This window comes from Nonomuraea sp. NPDC048901 (assembly GCF_040649695.1).
Classification (GTDB): Bacteria; Actinomycetota; Actinomycetes; order Streptosporangiales; family Streptosporangiaceae; genus Nonomuraea.
The window spans coordinates 240,097-261,163 of record NZ_JBEZFW010000016.1 but is presented as its reverse complement, the minus strand read 5'-3'; the positions used below and the strand labels follow the sequence as shown (position 1 = coordinate 261,163).

Here is a 21,067-nt window from a genome sequence, read left to right as displayed (position 1 = left end):
GAGATCGTTGTGCGGATGGAATCCTTGGAGCTACTGGCACATCCGGTACGACTGCGGATCGTGCACGCGATGCGCGGCGGGCGCTCACTCACCACCACTCAGCTGTGCGCCCGGATCCCCGACGTCTCGAAAGCCATGGTCTATCGGCACGTCGACCTGCTCGCGTCCGGCGGAATCCTGGAGGTGGCCGACGAGAGGAGGGTGCGTGGCGCGGTGGAACGCCACTACCGCCTACGCCTCGACCGGGTCACCGTCGACGCCGACGCGCTCGCGGCGCTGTCGCCCGACGACCACCGGCGCGTCTTCGCCACCTCGATGGCGGTCCTGGTCGCCGAGTTCAACGCCTACCTCGACCGCGAGAACGCCGACCCGGTCGCGGATCTCGTCGGCTACCGGCAGCACGCCATCTGGCTCAACCGCGACGAACTGGAAGAGATGATCAGCGGGCTACGTCGCGTACTCCTGCCCCTGCTGGCCAACCAGCCGACGCCGGACCGCGCGCAATACCTGCTCAGCCCCCTCTTCTTCCCTCTCGAACAGCCATCCGCCGACTCCGAGTGAAGCGCCGGCCCACCGCAAGCCGGAGAACGCCCGCATAGGCTCCAATGACGTGACGAAAATCCCCCTGCGCCGGTTCACGGCCCGTGCCCTGCCCATCGACGAACAGGGCAGGGTGCTCCTGCTCCACGGGTTCGATCCCGCCCGGCCCGATGAGCCGTTCTGGTTCACCATCGGTGGCGCCGCCGAGGACGGGGAGACGCTCCAGGAGGCCGCTCTGCGCGAGCTGCACGAGGAGGTCGGGATCCGGGCCGGGGCCGACCGGCTCACCGGTCCGTACGGCACGAGCACGATCGAGTTCTTCTTCGCCGAGTACGCCGTCACCCAGGACCAGACGTTCTTCGCGGTCCGGGTGGCCGAGGGCACGGACATCTCGTACGAGCACATGGAGGAGATCGAGAAGGCCACCACGCTGGGTCACCGCTGGTGGAGCCCCGAGGAACTGGAGGCCACTGACGAGGTCTTCTTCCCCGAGGACCTCGCCACCATTCTGCGCAAGATCAACTCGGCTGCTTGACGACCATAAGGCAATTGTTTTAAATGCGGTCATATCGGCCATCAGGAGGTCACCGTGAGTGGCGCGCCCGATTACCCGTTCCGCAATCCCACCGCTCTGGAGCCGCCTGAGGAATGGGCGAGCATGCGCGAGGGCTGCCCGGTAGCCCGGGTCCGGCTGGCCAGCGGCGATGAGGCGACGCTGCTCACTCGCTACGAGGACGTCAAGCAGGTGCTGTCAGACCCGCGGTTCACCCGGCACCTGGACGCTCCCGACGCCGCCAGGGTCAGCGCCGACGCCTCCGGCGGATCGTTCGCCAAGCGCAGGACGGGCATGGCCACCTCGGTCGGCGAGGGGCACCAGCAGTGGCGGCGGCTGGTCGGCAAGGCGTTCACGGTCAAGCGCGTCATGGCCATGCAGCCGCGGATGGTGGCGATGAGCGAGCAGTTGATCGACGCGATGGTGGAGCAGGGGGCGCCGGCCGATCTTGTCTCCGGGCTGGGGTTCCCGCTTCCGGTATGGGTGATCTGCGACCTGCTCGGGGTGCCCGATGAGGATCGTTTCCGGTTCCCGTACTGGTCCGACACGCTCCTTAACATGACGAAGTTCGAGCAGAAGGAGATCGACGCCGCGCAGGCCGACTTCAACGACTACCTCACGGCGCACATCGCCGCCAAGAAGGCCGAGCCGGGCGACGATCTGATCAGCGCCCTCCTGGCCCTCGTCGAGGAGGACGGCCTGATGACGGAGGCCGTCGTCCTGGGCACCTGCCAGGGCCTGCTGGTCGCCGGGCACGAGACCACCGCGAACATGATCGGCAAAATGGTGGCCATGCTCCTGGCCGACCGGCGGCAGTGGGAACGCCTGCTGGCGGACCCGTCCCTCATCCGCTCGGCGGTCGAGGAGATCCTGCGCTTCGACGCGAACCCTGGTTTCGGGATGCCGCGCTACCTCACCGAGGAGGTCGAGGTCGCCGGTACGACGCTGCCGGCCGGGACCACGGTGGTCTGCAGCCTGGCCTCGGCCAACCACGACGAGGACGCCTTCGCGCAGGCCGGCGACATGGACCTGGGTCGCTCGCCCAACGTCCATCTGGCCTTCGGCGTCGGGCCGTACTCCTGCTTGGGGCAGGCGCTGGCGCGTACCGAGTTGCAGACCGTTCTGGCCGTGCTGCTGCGGCGGCTGCCGTCGCTGGAGCTGGCGGTTCCCGCTCGGGAGCTGGCCCGCCGCGAAGGGCTGCTCATCGGCGGGCTTCAGCAGGTGCCCGTCAGGTGGTGACCGGGGGATGATCATGAGGGTGGCGGTGGATCGGGACAAGTGCTGCGGAGCGGGGCAGTGCGCGATGATCGCGCCGGAGGTGTTCGACCAGGATGAGGATGACGGGGTCGTGCTGCTGCTCGACGACACGCCGGATGCGCGCCTGCATCGGGCCGTACGGGAGGCGGCGAGCGTGTGCCCGGCCGCCGCGATCCAACTGTCCGAGTCCGACGTGACGGCGTAGTCACACCCCTGCCGTCCAGCTGTACGAGTCCCTGTGGTCCGCCCAGCTGTACGAGCCATCGGTGTGGCGGATTAGCCCTCGGTGCGGCGGATTAGCGGCGGTAGCCCGCCATGCGCTCCAACCGGGCGACCCGCTCGGAAGTGGGCGGGTGGGTGGAGAACAGCCGCCCGAACCCGGACCCGCTGAACGGGTTGGCGATCATCATGTGGGAAGCCGAGGTGAGGCGGCTGTTCTCCGGCAGCGGCAGCCGGCGCGCGCCCATCTCGATCTTGCGCAGCGCCGAAGCCAGCGCCAGCGGATCGCCCGTCAGCCGAGCGCCGGACTCGTCCGCCTGGAACTCCCGCGTCCTGGAGATCGCCATCTGCACCATCCCCGCCGCCACCGGTCCGAGAACCATCATGAGCAGCGCCCCCACGAACCCGGGCCCCTCATCGTCATCGGACCCGCCGAAGAACACGGCCACGTAGCTGAGCCAAGTGATCATCGTGGCCAGCGCGCCGGCTACCGACGAGACCAGGATGTCTCGGTTGTACACATGGGACAGCTCGTGGCCAAGGACTCCGCGCATCTCGTCCGGGTTGAGCAGCTGCGTGAGCCCGTACGTCACGCAGACCGCCGCCTGGCGCGGGCTCCGGCCGGTCGCGAAGGCGTTCGGCTGCACGGTGGGCGAGATGTACAGGCGCGGCATCGGCTGCCGGGCTTCGTTGGAGAGCTCCCGTACGATCCGGTAGAGCATCGGCTGCTCGACTTCGCTGACCTGCCGCGCCCGCATCGCCGACAGGGCGATCCGGTCGGAGAAGAAGTAGGCGATACCGCTGCTCGCCATGGCGAGCACGAACGCGAGCTGCAGTCCGGTGCCGCCGCCCAGCCACCCTCCCACCGCGAGTATCAACGCAGATAGGCCGCCCAGCAGAATGGCGGTGCGCAGACCGTTGTGGTGCAAGGTTCCCCCCTTCGCGGTGTGGGTTCACCTGGTCCAACGACGATCCCCCGGTTCATCGTTCCCTGTGGTGCCCGCCGCAGGGCACAGCACGACCGAACCGCCAGCTCAGAGGGTCGGAACCGCCCCCATCCGCCAACTCTTCCGAAGGGGATGCGCCCTATCCGCTGGCTCAGCGCGTCAGAACCGCGCCCCATCCGCTGGCTCAGCGCGTCGGAACTACGCCCCGTCCGCTGGCTCAGCGCGTCGGAACTACGGCCCGTCCGCCTGCTCTTCCGGAGGGAGATGCGCCCCATCCGCCAGCTCTTCCGGAGGGAGATGCGCCCCATCCGCTGGCTCACCCGGAGGCGGATGTGTCCCACCCGCATGCTCACCCGGAGGCGGACAGCGACGTCATCCCCAGCACCAGCTGCGGTGCGACCGAGAACAGCAGCGCCACCACCACAGCGATCCCGACGGCCACCCAGGCGGCGGGAAGCGCCCTGCGAACCCCGGAGGGCGCGGGTTCGGCCGGGGTGAACAGCCGGGCCGTCCAGACCACGTAGTAGTACAGACCGATCACGGTGTTGACGGCCATGACCACCGCGAGCCACCCGGCCCCACCCTCGATGATCTCCCGGAACACCACCACCTTGGCGAACAGCCCCGCCAACCCCGGTGGCAGACCGGCCAGGCAGATCAGGCAGAACGCCAGCGCGATCGCCGCCACCGGACTGCGGAAGGCGAGGCCACGGTAGTCGTCCAGCTCGTTGCGCGCGGTCGTCCGCGACATCAGCATGACGACCGCGAAGGCGCCCAGGTTCATGGCCGCGTAGATGACGAGGTACGCCACGGATGCCCCGATCGCCCCGGCGACATCACCGGCAGTGCCAGCCGCACCCGCCGCACCCGCACCGACGGTAAGGCTAGAGGCGGCGGTCATCGCCCCGGTCTGGGCCGTCACCGCGAGCGGGGCCAGGATGTAGCCCGACTGGGCGACCGAGGACCAGGCAAGCAGACGTACGGCGGAGCGTTGGCGCATGGCCAGGAGGTTGCCGACCGTCATGGTGAGCGCCGCGACGACCGCGATGATGGGCGACCAGGTCGACGCCTGGCCGGGCAGCGCCGTGACCAGAACGAGGATCAGGCCCGCGAACCCGGCCGCCTTCGAGATCACCGAGAGCAGCGCGGCGACCGGGATCGGCGCGCCCTGGTAGACGTCCGCCGCCCAGGCGTGGAACGGCACCACAGCGATCTTGAACGCGAAGCCCGCCACGACGAGCACCAGCCCGACCGTGACCACGCCCGGTAGCCCGTGACCGGCCGCCAGCAGCGACGAGTATGTCTCCGGCGCACCCACACCCGGCGCGGGGGCCTTCCCGCTGAACACCGAGGCGAGACGGGAGAGGTAGACCGTCCCCGCGATCCCGTACAGCAGCGAGACCCCGAACAGCATCACGGCCGTCGACACGACCGAGACCAGGAAGAGCTTGACCGCCGCCTCGGAGGAGCGCCCGTCGTAGCGTTTGAGCGCGGTGAGGGCGAAGACCGGCAGCGAGACCAGCTCCAGGGCCACCACCAGCATGATCAGGTCACGCGAGGCGGGCAGGGTCACCGCGCCGACCAGCGTACAGAGCAGCAGGAAATACCACTCACCCGCCGGAATGCCGCCCCCGGCCAGCTGGGTCATCGACATCAGCACGACCACGACGCCCGCCACCAGCACCAGCCCGGCGAAGATCAGCGTGAACCGGTCGACCACGAACGAGCACGCCGGCTCACTTCCGGGGCCCGCCGCGGTGGCGAGGCTGTCGGGAACGCAGAAGGTCGCCCGTGCACCGTCACCTCGTACGGCCTGCGCCACGACGAACCCCAGGGCGACGACGACGCCCGCCAGACTGACCAGACCGAGCCCGGTCCTGGTACGTCCCCCGCTGGGGAGGAACGCGTCGAGCATCAGCACGAGCCCGGCCACCAGCGCGAGGACCAGGGGCACCGCGATGACCGAGTAGTCGATCTGCTGGATCATGACAGGGCCCCCAGCAGGGTCTGTACGGCAGGTGTGGTGAGCGAGAGGAGCAGTTTCGGCCAGAGCCCGAACAGCAGGATCAGCACGATCAACGGCACCCAGGCGGCGAACTCGTACCCCTGGATGTCCCGCGACACCCGCCCGCCGACGCCATCCTCTCCCTTGATCGCCCCCGCGACCCGCTTACTATCCGGCGACTCGCCTGCCCATGCAGCCTGCTCACTGTCCGGCAACTCGCCCGGCCACGCAGCCTGCTCACTGTCGGGCGACTCACCCGCCCACCCAGACCGCTCGCTGTCCGGCCACGCAGACGCGTCGGATGGCCGGCCGCCCACGCCAGAAGCGCCCGAGGGGGCGGCGGCGGGGACCGCCTGGGCGCGTTCGGGGCGCCCGTGTGTCACCCGGGACAGCATGACGAGGAAGTACGCCGCCGTCAGCACCGCGCCCAGCCCGCCGATCACCATGAACGTCAGGAACAGCCCCCGAGGCAACCCGCCCGCCGGCTGGAAGGCGCCGAAGAGGGACAGCATCTCCCCCCAGAACCCAGCCAGACCCGGCACCCCGAGCGAGGCGATGGCCGCGAAGGTCAGCACCGACCCCAGGTGGGGAAGTGTGGCCAGCATGCCGCCGCCGAGTGCGCGCATGTCGGCCGTGCCGTAGCGCTCCTTGATCGCGCCGGCGAGGAAGAACAGCAGGCCGGTGATGAGGCCGTGGGCGACGTTCGCGAACAGGGCGCCGTTGATGCCCACGGTGGTCAGCGTGGCGAAGCCCAGCAGGACGAAGCCCATGTGGCCCACGGAGGAGTAGGCGATCATGCGCTTGAGATCGCGCTGCGCGAGGCAGGCCAGGGCACCGTAGACGATGCCGACGACGGCGAACGCCCCCAGCCACGGCGCCACCGCCGCCGCCCCTTCGGGCAGGACGGGGATGGCGATCCTGGCGAAGCCGTACGTGCCCATCTTCAGTAGCACGCCGGCCAGCAGCACCGAGCCGACGGTGGGCGCTTCGGTGTGCGCGTCGGGGAGCCAGGTGTGCAGCGGCCACATAGGCGTCTTGACCGCCAGCCCGACGCCGATCGCCACGAACGCGAGGATCTGTACGGCTCTGGGCATGCCCGCGCCGTGTGCCTGGCCGAGGGCGACGATGTCGAGCGTGCCGGTGCGTGCCCAGACGAGCAGCAGGCCGAGCAGCATCACGACCGAGCCGAGCAGCGTGTAGAGGATGAACTTGATCGACGCGCCCCGGCGGCCCTTGCCGCCCCAGATGGCGATCAGGAAGTACATCGGGATCAGCACGATCTCGAAGAACACGAAGAACAGCAGCAGGTCGAGCGCGAGGAATGTACCGATCATGCCGACTTCGAGCACGAGCAGCGTGAACACCAGCGCCCGCGGCCGCGCACCCCCGGCTCTCGGTCGCAGCAGCTGGCCGGGGCCGCGCGCGTCTCCCCAGCTCAGGTAGACGAAGCAGAGGAACGTCAGGAGCGCGGTCAGCGCGATCAGCGGCAACGAGATGCCGTCGACGGCCAGGTGGAAGTGGAGCCCCAGCCCGGAGATCCATTCCCGGTCGACGGCGAACTGCGGCCGCGCCGCCTGCCCGTAGTCGAACGTCGCCACCATCACCACGGCCAGCACCAGCGCGACACCCGACACGACCAGCCCGTAGACCCGCAGCCAGGGACGCAACACGGTGGGCGACACCAGCAGGAGCAACGCGCCGAGCAGCGGCACCGCCAGCAGCACCACAGGAAGCCAGCTCATCACGTGAACACCACCGCCCCCACCACGATCAGGAGGACCCCGGCGAGCACGCCGCTCACATAGAGCTGGACGTTGCCGTTCTGGGCGAGCCGCAGCAGCCCGGACAGCCCTCGCGCGGACCGCCCCGAGCCGCGCACCGCCCCGTCCACGACCACGTCGTCCGTCCTGACCACGAGCCTGGCCAGCGCCAGGACAGGCCGGACGAACAGGGCGGCGTAGACGCCGTCCACGTAGAACGCCCGCTCGCACGGCACGCGCAGGGGGCCGAGCAGCCGGGCCGGGTCGGCGAGGGGGTCGCTGCGCCAGAACGCGTACACCACCCCGCCGCCGAGCAGCGCGAGCACGACGCTGACGGCCGCCACGCCGAGCTCCACATGAAGCCCACCGGCGAACCCGAGAAGCACGGCGGGAACCGAGAGGAGCACGATGGGCACGAGCATCGTCCGCGGCGCCTCGCGGATGTCGATCACGTGGGCCGTGCCGGGCTCGGGCTCGGGGAGCGCCACGACTCTCGCCGCGCCGAAGAAGGTGCGTAGCCAGGCTCGGGTCGCGTATGCCCCGGTGACGGCGACGGTCGCGAGCGCGCAGCCGTACAGCAGCAGGGCGGCGGCATCCGTCAGACCGCTACCCGGCAGCGCGGGGTCCATGGCCAGCAGGAGCTCGTCCTTGCTGAAGAAGCCGCTGGCCGGAGGCAGCCCCGCGAGGGCGGCGAACCCGATCGTCATCGTGACGAACGTGACCGGCAGCGCCCGTCTCAGGCCGCCCATCTGACTCATCAGGTTGGAGCCGACGTGGTGGATGACCGCGCCGGCGCACAGGAACAGCAGCGCCTTGAACGCGCCGTGCGTGAGGAGGTGGAAGATCGCCGCGCTGTCGGACCCCACCGCCAGCCCGCCGGCCATGTAGGACAGCTGGCTGATCGTCGAGTAGGCGAGCACGCGTTTCAGGTCGTCCTGGGCGAGCGCGGCCAGGGCGGCGCCCAGCATGCCAAGGGCGGCCATGACGGCCAGCACGTCGAGCGTGGGAGGGGCGCCCTGGAACACGGGGAAGAGCCGCGCCACGATGAAGATCCCGGCGGCCACCATGGTGGCGGCGTGGATCAGCGCGCTGATGGGGGTCGGGCCCGCCATCGCGTCGGGCAGCCAGGTGTGCAGCGGAACCTGCGCACTCTTGCCCGCCACCCCGGCCAACAGCAGCATGGTGGCGGTCACCATCGTGCCCGTGGACATCTCGGGCACCTTCTCCAGCACTTCATATATCTGGAAGCTGCCCGCGGCGCCGCCCAGCACAAAGATGCCGAACAGGAAGCCGACGTCGCCGAGCCGGGTGACCAGGAACGCCTTGATGGCCGCCCGCGAGTTGCTCTTGTCCTCCCACCAGTGGCCGATGAGCAGGTAGGAGCACAGGCCCATGATCTCCCAGCCCACGTAGAGGACGAGGAGGTCGCCGGCGTAGACGACCAGCAGCATCGCGCTGGTGAACAGGCTGATGAAGGCGCTGTAGGAGGGATAGCGCGGGTCGTCATGGAGGTAGCCGACCGAATAGACCTGTACGGCCAGCGCCACGAGGGTCACCAGAACGCCGAGGATGGCGGACAGGTCGTCGGCCTGGAGGGTCAGCGAGATCGGGACGGCGCCGGTGCCGATGGTGCCGTAGGTGCGGCCGACGGCCGGACCCGGCGTCGCGCCTTCGAGGAAGGCGAAGCCGGGTGCCCAGGCCAGCCAGAGCGCCAGGACCGCGGCGGCCGCCGTGGGCAGCACCGCCATCCACGCCGCCCGCGTGTTGGCCGCTGAGGCCCCTGAACCCGGTCTGCTTTCCGGGCGCCGGCGCGGCCAGCGCGGCAGCAGCAGGCCGGCGAAGGCCGCGACGAACGGCAGGACGACGGCCAGGAGCGGGAAGACCGTCACGACGCGCCCCCTCGCTTGGCGGGCTCGGCTTTCGTGGCCGAGTCCCCCGCCGCCGCAGGCTCTGGTGTCGTGGTCGGATCCCCCGTCACCGCGTTCTCCCGCGTCGTGGTCGGGTCCTCCGCCACCGCGGGCTCACCCAGCCGACGTGTCGGCGGGTCATCCGACGTGCTGGGATCTGCGGGATCGCCCGGCATGCCGGAGTCTGCTTGGTCGCCCGCCCTACCCCCCGGGTCCGCCGGGGTGTCCGACGTGCCGGGTTCGGACAGGTCGCGGAGCTGGTCGATGTCGACCGTACGGCGGTTGCGGTAGAGGGACAGCACGATCGCGAGCCCCAGCCCGACCTCGGCGGCGGCGATCACGATGATGAACAGCGTGAGCACCTGGCCGCTGTGCAATCGATCGCCCAACCACACGTCGAACGCGACCAGGTTGAGGTTGACGGCGTTGAGCATCAGCTCGACCGACATCAGCACGAGGATCGTGTTGCGCCGGGCGAGCACCCCGTAGACGCCGACGGAGAACAGAAGCGCGGAGACGACCGCCGGGTAGACGATGTGCACTAAGAACCCCCGGTCTGCTCAGGTGGCGGACCCCCGGGTATATCCGTGCGGGACAGCACGATGGCACCGATCAGCGCGGCCAGCAACAGCACCGAGAGCGCCTCGAAAGGCAGCACCCACGTGCTGAACACGCTGGCGCCCAGTTCCTTCGCCGCGCCGGCGCCGGGTTTCAGCGGTGTGTACGCCGTACGGAAGCCGTCGATCACCACGGTGACCAGGACGGCCGCCGTCGCCACCGCCACCACGGCCGCCACCCACCGGTTGCCGCTGTCGAGATCGGCGGAGCGGCCGATCGGAGCACGGGTCAGCATGATCCCGAACAGCAGCAGGACCACCACCGCGCCCACATAGATGAGCACCTGGACCCAGGCCACGAACTCGGCGGTCAGCACCAGATAGCCGCCGGCGAGGGCGCCGAACGAGACGACCAGCCAGAGGGCGGCGTGGACCAGTTGCCTGGTCGTGACGACGAGCAGCGCGGATCCGACCGCCACCGCACCCAGCAGCAAGAAGACGATCTCTTGCCCGGTGGGTGACAGATAGGAGGGCACCGCCTCGGTCACGAATCCTCCTCGGACTCCCTTGTCTTTTCAGGGTCGAGCCGCCCGGGCGGGCGGATGGATCGAGGATCGGCCATCCTGCGCCCGCGTCGGCTCGTGCCAGAAGTCTGCTCCCCGCGGCCGGGCGGCGACGACGGTTGGCCCGTGCCTGTGGAAAACTCTTCGGCAGATGGCCGACCTGTGGATGACGGGCCGGATTCGACGCCGGATTCAGCGCCGGGAGCCGGTCCGGAGGCGGTATCGGCGGCAGGTCCGGATGCGGTACTGGAAGCAGCGGTACTGGAAGCAGCGCCAGAAGCCGCTCCGGATGCGGGACCAGAACCTACGTCAGATGCCGGGCCAGAGGCAGGGCCAGAAGCTTTGTCGGTGCGGTCCACGGCCGGGCCCGCGGCGCCAGGGCGGGCGGTGGACGGGCCACGGGCCGGGCGGCGGGCAGCGGTGAGTTCCTTCGGCGGCTCGGCGCCAGGGTCGTGGGCAGGAGGAGGCGGAACCGTGGGAGCCCAGGTCGCGAGCCGATCCTTCTCGTGCAGAAGGTTCCGAATGTCGCCCTCGGCGTACTCGAACTCGGGCGACCAGAACAGCGCGTCGAACGGGCACACCTCGATGCAGATCCCGCAGTACATGCACAGGGCGAAGTCGATGGCGAACCGGTCGAGTACGTTCCGCTGGCGGGGACGTCCGCCCTCAGGGGCCGGGAGGGTCTCCTTGTGCGAGTCGATGTAGATGCACCAGTCGGGGCACTCGCGCGCGCAGAGCATGCAGGAGGTGCAGTTCTCCTCGACCAGGGCGATGACGCCACGGCTGCGCGGTGGGAGGGCGGGCTTGACCTCGGGATACTGCTGGGTCACGGATTTGCGCAGCATGTGACGAAGAGTGACCGATAGGCCCTTCGCGAGGCCGACTCCCGGTATCCGCGCCATATCAACATCATGTCGCACTTGACCGCGCAGGTGAACGCTCCAGGCCCGTTGTCCCCAAGTTTTCCACAGCTATCCACAGGCAGACGGGAGGTTATCCACAAGATGTGTCCACACCCGATATGTGAAAGTCCTGCGCGATAGTCTTCCCGCCATGTCGTACAGCCAGCCGCCCCGTCCCAGCGGCGGAGCGTGGGCGGCGGCCATCGTGTGGGCGGTGCTGCCGCTGCTGACGTGTGGGCTGGCGACGCCGTTCACGATCGGGTTCGCGGCCTACTGGCTGCGGAGCACGTGGCACGTCGTCGCGGCGGGCTTCTATGCCATCTGCATCGGCTCGTTCTTGCTGGCGGCCATGAGCTACACGGAGTTCGACGAGATCCCTGACCCGCTGTCGGGGTTGGTCTCGTTCGGGCTGGTGATCAGCTGGCTGGGCGGGGTCATCCATTCGGGCATCCTCGTCCCCAAAATGGTCAGGGCCCGCCTCAACAGACCTGTCTACCAGCCTCCCCACCAGCACCGGAGCACTCCTCCGCCCTTTGATCTGCACCAGCGCACCACCGCCCCGAGCCACCAGCGCCGACCGCACGAGCCCGAGTGGATCGGGCACTACCGGGTGCTCCAGCCGCTCGGGCGGGGCGGGCAGGGCGCGGTCTATCTGGCGATGGCGCCCAACGGCGTACGCGTCGCGGTCAAGGTCCTGCACGACCTCGTGGACGAGGTGGCGCGGGCCAGGTTCGCCAGGGAGGTGGACGCGGCGCGGCGGGTGGCGACGTTCTCCACGGCCCGGGTGCTCGACGTCAGCATCACGGGTCAGCACGCCTACATCGTCAGCGAATACGTCGAGGGTCCGTCGCTCGAACATCTCGTACGCAAGTACGGCCCGCGCGACGAGGACAGCCTTACGCGGCTGGCGTTATCCACAGCCGGGGCACTCGCCGCCATCCACAAGGCGGGGGTTGTCCACCGCGATTTCAAGCCGAGCAACGTACTGATCGGATCGGACGGACCGCGAGTGATCGACTTCGGGATCGCGCGGGCGCTCGACCAGATGACGGTCACCTCGGGCAAGATGGTCGGCACCCCGCCTTACATGTCGCCCGAGCAACTGTCGGGGGCACCGGTGGGGCCGCCGTCCGACGTGTTCAGCTGGGCTGTGACGATGATGTTCGCGGCGACGGGACGGCCGGCGTTCGGGGAGGACACGGTGCCCGCGGTGTTCAACCGGGTGCTCACCTTCCATCCGGACCTGTCGCCGTTACCGCCCGCCCTCCGCGCCATCGCGGGCGCCTGCCTCCACAAGAGCCCCGACGACCGACCGTCCGCGTCCGACGTGATGCTGGCCATCGTCCACTGACCCGATCCGCCTGGGCCTGACCCGCCTCCACCAGGGACGAACAGGGCCGAGCGGGCGAAGACGACTTCCGGGGCATGTGAGGCATGGGCCGCCGACATGATCAGGGTGTCGCGTCCCGGGAGTTGAGGGTCAGGGCGATGTACTCCTCACGCGACACCGCATGCACAGCCAGCCTCAGCCCGTGCCGGCGCGCGAAACGATTGGCCGCGTCGGGCAGCCATGACCCTGGGAGATGGTGCACAGCGTCTTCCCGCTTATTCAGGATTACAAGGCCTGACAAACCGTCGTAGTGGTAGAGCAGCAAGCTCACCGCGTCCGCCAGCCCCTCACCGATCCGTATCTTCGGCAGCTGAGCTTTACCCTGGTGGATCTCCAGCTTCTCGTATGGCGTAACACTGATGTACGCCCCCGTGCCGGAGCCGAGGATCAGGCCACGATCAGCACGCCAGCGCTGAATGCGAGCCGACACCGGACGTACGACGAGCAGTAGGGGGCTGAAGCCCACCGCCAGCCACTTGGCCTCCACGACGTCCAAGAGCATCCGGCCGACCGCCGAGATGCCGCGCCAGGCCATCCACATGCCGGTCGACGCGAGGTACACCATCGCGGCCAGTCCGGCGACGCCGACGCCGATGCTCACCGGTTTGCGGTACCTGAGCAGCGCTGGTGGAGGCTGGCCGTGGAGGCGACGCCAGCCGGGGGCGCGGGCGGCGAGCACGGCGCGTACCCGCTCCGAGGGGTGGTGGCGGGCGTCGACCAGCGGGATGCCGGTCCTCACCACGAAGTCGGTCAAGTGTGGGAAGTACCATTCGCCCGGCAGGTCGAGGAGCACCAGGCCGTCTTCGTCGAGCGCGGCCAAGCCCTGGACCGCGTGGGTCTTAGACTTTTTGGACGACACGAGGAACGCCTGGTCGTAGCTGTAGCAGTAGAGCGTCGCAGGCCTCAGCTGTAAGGATTGGCCGGATGCGGCGTCGGTGACCGCCAGTGCGTCACCGTCCCACGAGATGGCGGTCTTGGGACAGCGTGCTCCGGGGTGCGCCCCCGCTACCGGTCGAAGCTGAACGTCCATGACGATCGTCGTCCTCCCCCTAGCCCCCTATTCACATAAGACGGATAAGTCGGAGGTAAAGTTTCGAGCACGGGAAACGCCCACGTGACGGCCCCAAACGACTAATCCGGCGACCACAATGGTCCCCGGGTGTTTCGTCACACGACCGTCGTGAGCAGAGGCCTGATAGAAGGACACCGCTTCGAGAAGCGGAAGGACGATGCCCGGCGAACCTCCATGGACACCACTCCACTAAGTGAGGACCTTCACCACACCCGTCAGCGCCAGTTGCGCCAGCGCCAGCGGCACCAGCACCACCCAGGCCAGCTTCTGCAGTTGGTCCTCGCGCAGCCGGGGAAAGCTCACCCGCAGCCAAATCACCAAAAAGGCCAGCACGAAGACCTTGACCAGCGTCCACACCCACCCGGCCAGCAACGGCCCGTGCCAGCCGCCCAAAAACAGCACTGCGGTCAGGAACGACAGCACGACGATCCCCACATACTCCGAGAGCATGAACAGGGCGAACCGCATCCCGGTGTATTCGGTCATCGGGCCCATGATGATCTCGGACTCGGCGATCGGCATGTCGAAGGGCGGGCGGCGCAGCTCGGCCAGGCCGGCCAGGAAGAACACCACGCCGCCGATGGCCTGCCACGGCAGCCACCACCACTGCCACGCCGACACGATCCCCGGGATGGACAGCGTGCCCGCCGCCATCGCGACCGAGGAGGCCGCCAGCACCAGCGGCAGCTCGTACGACATGAGCTGGGCGGCCGCCCGCATGCCGCCGAGCACCGAGTATTTGTTGGCCGACGCCCACCCCGCCATGATCGAGCCGAGCACCCCGATGCCCATCACCGCGAGTACGAAGAACAGCCCGAGGTCGAGGTCCACGCCGACGAGGCCCTGGTCGACGGGAATGGCGATCAGTACGAGCAGGTACGGCACCAGCGCGACGCCCGGGGCGATCATGAAGATGCGCCGGTCGGCCGCGGCCGGGATGACGTCCTCCTTCTGTGCGAACTTCACCCCGTCGGCGATGAGCTGCGCCCAGCCGTGGAAGCCGCCCGCGTACATCGGCCCGAGGCGCGACTGCATATGCGCCATGACCTTGTGCTCGGTCTGCCCGACGATCAGCGGCAGCACGAGGAACACGACGAGAATGGCGGCGAAGCGCAGCACCACGTCAAGCATCGGGTGTCCCCCAGTCGGCGGGTACGCCGGGCGGTAGCGTCTTGCGCCGGCTCGGCGAGCCGTGCCCCGATTCGCCCGGCTCCTTGGCTCCCGGCCAGGGCTTGGCCACCCGGGCGGCGAGGATGAAGTCCTTGCGCAGCGGATGCCCCTCGAAGCCGTCGGGCAGCAGCAGCGGCACCAGGTAGGGGTGGCCGTCGAAGAGCACCCCGAACATCTCGTACGTCTCGCGCTCGTGCCAGTTGGCACCCCGGTAGACGCCCACGGCCGAGGGCAGGCGCGGGTCGGCGCGCGGCACCCGGGTGCGGACGAGCACGCGCTCGCACGAGTCGGGGTCGTAGACGTGGGCGACCACGAAGAACCCGTCGGGCGGATCGTCGACCCCGGTCAGCCAGTCGAAGAAGGTGTGGCCGGAGTCCCTGAGGAAGGTCAGGACCTCGATCCAGTCCGCCGTGGCGACGTCGACGGTGGTCTCGCCGAAGGAGGTGGAGACCGAGACCCGCTCACCGAACCGCTCTTCCAGGGTCACAATTCTCCCTCGTGCGAGCGGGACCACACGTAGCGGTCGCTGAGCCGCTCCGCCGCGATCTTCTCCTGCAGCTTCATGATCCCGTGCAGCAGCGCCTCCGGCCTGGGCGGGCACCCGGGCACATAGACGTCCACGGGAATGATCTGGTCGACACCATTGGTGACGCAGTAGGAGTCCCAATAGGGCCCGCCGGTGTTGGAGCAGGCACCAAACGAGATCACGTACTTCGGATCGGGCATCTGCTCATAGAGACGCTTCACAGCGGGAGCCATCTTGTCGGTGACGGTGCCCGAGACGATCATCAGGTCGGCCTGGCGCGGCCCGTTGGCGAAAGGGATCACCCCGAACCGGATGAAATCGTGCCGGCTCATCGAGGTCGCGATGAACTCGATCGCGCAGCAGGCGAGCCCGAAGTTGAACACCCACAGCGAATATCGCCGCCCCCAGTTGAGCACGAAGCGCATCGGCTTGGGCGCCAAGCGCGAGATCGGCCCCACTGTGGGCATCGGGAGATCCGTGGCTGCCATACGACCATTGTCCCTCGCGATCTCCCCCAGGAGTAGAGAGTCCCCGGTTGATCGACCGAAAAACAACCTAAGTCCAGGCGAGTACGCGCTTCCGCCAGGCATAGAGGATGCCGAGCGCGATGAACCCCAGGAAGACGAACATCTCCACGAGCGTCGTCAGCCCGTATCCCGGCGCGTCGAAGACCGTGGCCCACGGGAAGAGAAAGACGGCGTCCACGGCGAAGACCACGTACAGGTAGGTGAAGACGTAGTAGCGCACCTGCGACTGGGCCCAGCCGTCGCCGACGGGGTCGACGCCGCACTCGTACGTGGTCAGCTTCTCGGCCGTCGGCCTGGTCGGGCGCAGGAGGCGGTTGGCCAGGAGGGCCCCGGCCACGATGGCCACGCCGATCAGCAGCAGCGCGGCGACCAGCACGTAGGACCCGAAGTAGCCGTCCATGTCCTGATCGTAACCCAGTCAAAGCTCCGTCCCTATCACCCCAAAACGGGGTAAACCACGCGATCTCCCCCATAGCCTGTCGGCCATGCACAAAAAGCGATTCTTCGGAGGAATCGCGCTGCTAGTCCTCTCCGCGGCAGGTGGTGGGCTGGCAACCGCCTCCCCCGAGCCTGAGCACGAGCACGACGTCATGGTCCCCGCGGAGCCGACCATGATCGACTTCGTTGACCCGGCGACCGTGGACGGTCTGGGGACCAGAAACCTGGGCGGCGACGAGGGCGAGAACGCGGGTCGCTATGTGCACATCACCTACCCCCAACTGCCGGACGCCCCCCGCCTCAACGCGGCCCTGCGCGGCGAGGCCGAGCGGGTGCTGCGCGGCTTCCGCAAGGCCACCAGGTTCGACGCGCCGCGCCCCCGCCCTGAGCTGAACATGGACTGGCAGCTCACCGCCGCCTCCGGCGAGATCGTCGGGGTACGGCTGCGCACCGGCGAGTCCCTCGGCGACGGCTGGAGCAACTCCACCCGGACCCTCTGGTACGACCGCAAGACCGGCCAGGCGACCGGCTCGACGGGCCTGCTCGCCGCGCAGAGCGCGCTGTACGACCTCACGCGCCTGGTCAGGAGCCAGCTCGCCAAGCGCGGCACCCCGACGACCGCCCACGAGCTGACCGGCGAGCAGTTCGACTCGATGGCCTTCAACCATGACGGGGACCTGGTGGTGGAGTTCGACGACTGCCAGGTCGGGCCATGTTCCCTCGGCCGCGTGGCCGTGGCCGTACCCGCGCGGCAGGTGGAGCCCCTGCTTTCGCCGACCGGACGGGCCGCTCAGCATGCCGTACGGACGGCCGCCGAGCAGACGTCCGCGACCGTGCCGAAGACGGTCCCGACGCCCAGCCCGGAGGCCGCCAGCAACCAGGCGGGCTCGGTCGACTGCGCCGAGACCAAGTGTGTCGCGCTGACCTTCGACGACGGTCCAGGACCCGCCACGCCCCGGCTGCTCGACTTGCTGCTCAAGGCGAAGGCGCGAGCCACCTTCTTCATCATCGGCATCAACGCCGCCGCCCGGCCGGACCTGGTGCGCAGGATGAGTGCCGAGGGGCACCTGGTGGCCAACCACACCTGGGCGCACCGGGACCTGTCGCAGCTGCCGACCAGCAAGATCGCCGATTCGCTCGGCCGTACCCAGGACGCCATAACGACCACCATCGGCGAGCGCCCCACGCTGATGCGCGCGCCCTACGGAACGGTGAACGAGGACGTCACGGACGTGGCGGGAGAGATGGGCCTGGCCATCGTCGGCTGGGACGTCGACGCGGGCGACGGGCGCGTGGACGACGCCAAGACGATCACCGACCGGGTGACCCGCCGGGTGCGGGCCGGGAGCATCGTGCTCATGCACAACGTCAACAAGACGATCGTGGACGCGGTCCCGGACATCGTCAAAAGATTGCGCGGGAAGGGTTACACCCTCGTCACCGTTCCAGAGTTGTATGGAACAGCGGGGACGCAGGCAGGACGCCTATACCGGCCGGGGTCGGCGAGCACGCCAGAGCGCCCCCAGACGTAGTCCACGCCTTGGGGGGACGTATAGTTGGCGCTCGTGACCCGAACAGTCCTCTTCGCACGGCTGCACGTAGACCTGTGCACAATCGCCGGCGGCCTGTGTCACCCCTAGTGGTTCTCCGGTAGCCCCTGATTGCCTCCGCGTTTACCCGCATTATGTGGCGAGGAAACGTGTTGAACCTCGCGAGGATCTAGCATGGAAACTGAGAACGCGCCCACAGCCACCGGCGCGTCGAGGAGGACTGAGCTGTGACGAAGCAGGTCCAGCAACTCGACCGCGTGATCATCCGATTCGCCGGCGACTCCGGTGACGGCATGCAGCTCACGGGCGACCGCTTCACCGCGGGCACCGCGGAGTTCGGCAACGACCTGTCGACGCTGCCCAACTTCCCCGCCGAGATCCGCGCCCCCGCAGGCACCCTCCCCGGTGTGTCGAGCTTTCAGCTGCACTTCGCCGACCACGACATCCTGACGCCGGGTGACGCCCCCAACGTGCTCGTCGCGATGAACCCGGCGGCGCTCAAGGCCAACCTGGGCGACCTGCCCCGTGGCGCCGACATCATCGCCAACATCGACGAGTTCACCAAGCGCAACCTGCAGAAGGTCGGCTACGCGGCCAACCCGCTGGAGGACGACTCGCTCAGCGAGTGGCGCGTCCACGCGGTGGCACTGACCTCGCTGACGGTCAAGGCGCTCGAAGGCTTCGACCTGTCCAAGAAGGACGCCGAGCGTTCGAAGAACATGTTCGCGCTGGGCCTGCTCTCGTGGCTGTACCACCGGCCGACCGAGCACACGGTCAAGTTCCTGGAGCAGAAGTTCGCCAAGAAGCCGGAGATCGCCAAGGCCAACATCGCGGCCTTCCAGGCGGGCTGGAACTACGGCGAGACCACCGAGGCGTTCTCGGTCTCCTATGAGGTGAAGCCGGCCCAGCTGGCGCCCGGTGTCTACCGCAATATCTCGGGCAACCAGGCCCTGGCCTACGGCCTCATCGCCGCGAGCGTGCAGTCGAAGCTGCCGCTGTTCCTCGGCTCCTACCCGATCACGCCGGCCAGCGACATCCTGCACGAGCTGTCCAAGCACAAGCGGTTCGGCGTCCGCACCTTCCAGGCGGAGGACGAGATCGCGGGTGTCGGCGCGGCGCTGGGCGCGGCGTTCGGCGGCGCGCTGGGCGTGACCACGACGTCGGGGCCCGGTGTGGCGCTGAAGGCCGAGACCGTCGGCCTCGCGGTCACCACGGAGCTGCCGCTGCTCATCGTCGACGTACAGCGGGCCGGTCCGAGCACCGGCATGCCGACCAAGACCGAGCAGACCGACCTGCTGATGGCCATGTTCGGCCGCAACGGCGAGTCTCCGCTGCCGATCGTGGCGCCGATGTCGCCGAGCGACTGCTTCGACGCCGCCATCGAGGCGGCCAGGATCGCGGTCAAATACCGCACCCCGGTCATGCTGCTGTCGGACGGCTACCTGGCCAACGGCTCCGAGCCGTGGCGCCTGCCGGAGGTGTCCGAACTACCCGACATCTCCCAGGAATTCACCACGGCGCCCAACGGTGATGACGGCGAGTTCCTGCCGTTCAAGCGCGACACCGACACGCTCGCCCGCCCGTGGGCCATCCCCGGCACGCCGGGCCTGGAGCACCGGATCGGCGGCATCGAGAAGGCCGACGGCACAGGCAACATCAGCTACGACCCGAACAACCACGACCTGATGGTCAGGACCCGGGCCGCCAAGATCGCCGGCGTCGACGTGCCCGACCTTGAGGTCGACGACGCCGACGGCGACGCCAAGGTGCTGGTGCTGGGCTGGGGCTCGACCTACGGCCCGATCGCGGCGGCCGTACGCCGCATCAGGAAGAGCGGCGGCAAGGTCGCGCAGGCGCACCTGCGCCACCTCAACCCCCTGCCCGCCAACACCGGCGAGGTGCTCAAGAGCTACGACAAGGTGCTGCTGCCCGAGATCAACCTGGGCCAGCTCGCGCTGCTGCTGCGGGCGCGCTACCTCGTCGACATCATCAGCTACAACCGTGTGCGCGGGCTTCCGTTCAAGGCCGAGGAGCTGGCCGGAGTCATCCAGGACGTGATCGACAGTGACTGAGCTGATCAATGGGAAGGGCCTCTCGCTCGTCCCCAAGACGGACACCAAGCAGGGCCTGAAGGACTTCAAGTCCGACCAGGAGGTGCGCTGGTGCCCCGGTTGCGGTGACTACGCGATCCTGGCCGCCGTGCAGAGCTTCCTGCCGGAGCTCGGGCTCAAGCGCGAGAACATCGTGTTCGTCTCCGGGATCGGCTGCTCCTCCCGCTTCCCGTACTACCTCAACACCTACGGCTTCCACTCGATCCACGGCCGCGCGCCGGCGATCGCGACCGGGCTCGCCGCGAGCCGGCCCGACCTGTCGGTGTGGGTGATCACGGGTGACGGCGACGCGCTGTCGATCGGCGGCAACCACCTGATCCACGCGCTGCGCCGCAACGTCAACCTCAACATCCTGCTGTTCAACAACAGGATCTACGGTCTGACCAAGGGCCAGTACTCCCCCACCTCGGAAGTCGGCAAGATCACCAAGTCGACGCCGATGGGCTCGCTGGACAAGCCGTTCAACCCGATCTCGCTGGCCATCGGCGCCGAGGCGTCGTTCGTGGCCAGGACGATCGACTCCGACCGCAAGCACCTGCAGTCGGTGCTGCGCGAGGCCACCGCCCACCGCGGCACCTCGCTGGTGGAGATCTACCAGAACTGCAACATCTTCAACGACAACGCCTTCGAACAGCTCAAGGATCCGGAGATCCGCGACGACATCACGCTGCGGCTGGAGCACGGGCAGCCGATCGTGTCGGCGTCGAAGGCGGTCGTCAGGGCGGCCAACGGCGGCATCGAGGTGGCCGACCGCGCCTCGGTGAGCGCCGACCAGATCCTGGTGCACGACGCGCACCACCCCGACCCGTCGCTGGCCTTCGCGCTGTCACGGCTGGACGAGCCCGCGTTCGAGCACGTGCCGATCGGCATCTTCCGCTCGATCGACCGGCCCGCGTACGACGTGCTGATGGCCGAGCAGATGGAGGAGGCCGTGGCGCAGAAGGGAGCCGGCGACCTCAGCGAGCTGCTCATGGGTGGAGACACCTGGCGCATCGGCTGAAACCGTGGGGTAACGCAGCTCCTTCGCGAACCGATACACCTCCGATGCATCGGACTCGCGGGGGAGCTGCGGA

At 68.7% G+C, this 21,067-nt stretch carries 19 protein-coding genes and 1 pseudogene; 8 read left to right on the top strand and 12 right to left on the bottom strand.

Annotated elements, in window-relative coordinates:
• Window positions 1-15: 15 nt before the first annotated feature.
• The 4 genes from AB0C30_RS42785 to AB0C30_RS42770 are packed head-to-tail and all read left to right on the top strand — an operon-like array spanning window position 16 to window position 2,555.
• Window positions 16-561, top strand: a complete 546-nt coding sequence (locus AB0C30_RS42785) for a helix-turn-helix domain-containing protein (RefSeq protein WP_357954901.1) — start codon at window positions 16-18, stop codon at window positions 559-561.
• 49 nt (window positions 562-610) lie between these two features.
• Window positions 611-1,075, top strand: coding sequence for an NUDIX domain-containing protein (locus AB0C30_RS42780; protein WP_357954899.1), 465 nt, complete (start codon window positions 611-613; stop codon window positions 1,073-1,075).
• A gap of 54 nt (window positions 1,076-1,129) precedes the next feature.
• Window positions 1,130-2,332 (top strand): cytochrome P450, encoded by a 1,203-nt coding sequence (locus AB0C30_RS42775; protein WP_357954897.1) that lies wholly within the window; start codon window positions 1,130-1,132, stop codon window positions 2,330-2,332.
• 13 nt (window positions 2,333-2,345) lie between these two features.
• Entirely contained in the window at window positions 2,346-2,555 is a 210-nt protein-coding gene (locus AB0C30_RS42770) for a ferredoxin (RefSeq protein ID WP_357955012.1), read from the top strand.
• A 91-nt stretch (window positions 2,556-2,646) separates the two neighbouring features.
• On the opposite strand, the gene htpX is transcribed toward AB0C30_RS42770, so the two are convergent.
• From htpX to AB0C30_RS42735, 7 genes and pseudogenes are all read right to left on the bottom strand, one after another.
• Entirely contained in the window at window positions 2,647-3,498 is an 852-nt protein-coding gene (gene htpX, locus AB0C30_RS42765) for a zinc metalloprotease HtpX (protein WP_357954895.1), read from the bottom strand.
• 367 nt (window positions 3,499-3,865) lie between these two features.
• Window positions 3,866-5,503 (bottom strand): NADH-quinone oxidoreductase subunit N, encoded by a 1,638-nt coding sequence (locus tag AB0C30_RS42760; protein ID WP_357954893.1) that lies wholly within the window; start codon window positions 5,501-5,503, stop codon window positions 3,866-3,868.
• The gene (locus tag AB0C30_RS42755; RefSeq protein WP_357954892.1) at window positions 5,500-7,263 is read right to left on the bottom strand and encodes an NADH-quinone oxidoreductase subunit M; all 1,764 of its coding nucleotides are present in this window, start codon (window positions 7,261-7,263) and stop codon (window positions 5,500-5,502) included. The genes AB0C30_RS42760 and AB0C30_RS42755 overlap by 4 nt, the downstream gene beginning before the upstream one ends.
• Entirely contained in the window at window positions 7,263-9,170 is a 1,908-nt protein-coding gene (locus tag AB0C30_RS42750) for an NADH-quinone oxidoreductase subunit L (RefSeq protein ID WP_357954890.1), read from the bottom strand. The genes AB0C30_RS42755 and AB0C30_RS42750 overlap by 1 nt, the downstream gene beginning before the upstream one ends.
• Window positions 9,171-9,445: 275 nt before the next feature.
• Window positions 9,446-9,730: pseudogene (gene nuoK, locus AB0C30_RS42745) on the bottom strand (NADH-quinone oxidoreductase subunit NuoK); the annotation flags it as partial.
• Window positions 9,730-10,293, bottom strand: a complete 564-nt coding sequence (locus AB0C30_RS42740; protein WP_357954888.1) for an NADH-quinone oxidoreductase subunit J — start codon at window positions 10,291-10,293, stop codon at window positions 9,730-9,732. The gene AB0C30_RS42740 and the pseudogene nuoK, both read right to left, overlap by 1 nt.
• Window positions 10,290-11,153, bottom strand: coding sequence for a 4Fe-4S binding protein (locus AB0C30_RS42735; protein WP_357954886.1), 864 nt, complete (start codon window positions 11,151-11,153; stop codon window positions 10,290-10,292). The genes AB0C30_RS42740 and AB0C30_RS42735 overlap by 4 nt, the downstream gene beginning before the upstream one ends.
• A 208-nt stretch (window positions 11,154-11,361) precedes the next feature.
• Between AB0C30_RS42735 and AB0C30_RS42730 the strand changes: the two genes are divergently transcribed.
• Window positions 11,362-12,561, top strand: coding sequence for a protein kinase (locus AB0C30_RS42730; protein ID WP_357954884.1), 1,200 nt, complete (start codon window positions 11,362-11,364; stop codon window positions 12,559-12,561).
• Window positions 12,562-12,661: 100 nt separating this feature from the next.
• Here the strand turns inward: AB0C30_RS42730 and AB0C30_RS42725 are convergent, their stop codons facing one another.
• The 5 genes from AB0C30_RS42725 to ndhC all read right to left on the bottom strand — a co-directional run bounded on the left by AB0C30_RS42725 (window position 12,662) and on the right by ndhC (window position 16,295).
• Window positions 12,662-13,630 (bottom strand): hypothetical protein, encoded by a 969-nt coding sequence (locus AB0C30_RS42725; protein ID WP_357954883.1) that lies wholly within the window; start codon window positions 13,628-13,630, stop codon window positions 12,662-12,664.
• 231 nt (window positions 13,631-13,861) lie between these two features.
• Window positions 13,862-14,803: a complex I subunit 1 family protein gene (locus AB0C30_RS42720; protein WP_357954881.1), complete on the bottom strand. Its 942-nt coding sequence runs from the start codon at window positions 14,801-14,803 to the stop codon at window positions 13,862-13,864.
• Window positions 14,796-15,329, bottom strand: a complete 534-nt coding sequence (locus AB0C30_RS42715; RefSeq protein WP_357954879.1) for an NADH-quinone oxidoreductase subunit C — start codon at window positions 15,327-15,329, stop codon at window positions 14,796-14,798. The genes AB0C30_RS42720 and AB0C30_RS42715 overlap by 8 nt, the downstream gene beginning before the upstream one ends.
• Window positions 15,326-15,793 (bottom strand): NADH-quinone oxidoreductase subunit B family protein, encoded by a 468-nt coding sequence (locus AB0C30_RS42710; protein ID WP_357955010.1) that lies wholly within the window; start codon window positions 15,791-15,793, stop codon window positions 15,326-15,328. Before AB0C30_RS42710 ends, AB0C30_RS42715 begins: the two co-directional genes overlap by 4 nt.
• Before the next feature lie 130 nt (window positions 15,794-15,923).
• The gene (gene ndhC, locus AB0C30_RS42705) at window positions 15,924-16,295 is read right to left on the bottom strand and encodes an NADH-quinone oxidoreductase subunit A (protein ID WP_357954877.1); all 372 of its coding nucleotides are present in this window, start codon (window positions 16,293-16,295) and stop codon (window positions 15,924-15,926) included.
• A gap of 85 nt (window positions 16,296-16,380) precedes the next feature.
• Between ndhC and AB0C30_RS42700 the strand changes: the two genes are divergently transcribed.
• The 3 genes from AB0C30_RS42700 to AB0C30_RS42690 all read left to right on the top strand — a co-directional run bounded on the left by AB0C30_RS42700 (window position 16,381) and on the right by AB0C30_RS42690 (window position 20,994).
• Window positions 16,381-17,865, top strand: coding sequence for a polysaccharide deacetylase family protein (locus AB0C30_RS42700; RefSeq protein WP_357954876.1), 1,485 nt, complete (start codon window positions 16,381-16,383; stop codon window positions 17,863-17,865).
• Window positions 17,866-18,110: 245 nt separating this feature from the next.
• Window positions 18,111-19,955 (top strand): 2-oxoacid:acceptor oxidoreductase subunit alpha, encoded by a 1,845-nt coding sequence (locus AB0C30_RS42695; RefSeq protein ID WP_357954874.1) that lies wholly within the window; start codon window positions 18,111-18,113, stop codon window positions 19,953-19,955.
• The gene (locus tag AB0C30_RS42690) at window positions 19,948-20,994 is read left to right on the top strand and encodes a 2-oxoacid:ferredoxin oxidoreductase subunit beta (RefSeq protein ID WP_225298742.1); all 1,047 of its coding nucleotides are present in this window, start codon (window positions 19,948-19,950) and stop codon (window positions 20,992-20,994) included. Before AB0C30_RS42695 ends, AB0C30_RS42690 begins: the two co-directional genes overlap by 8 nt.
• Window positions 20,995-21,067 lie beyond the last annotated feature (73 nt).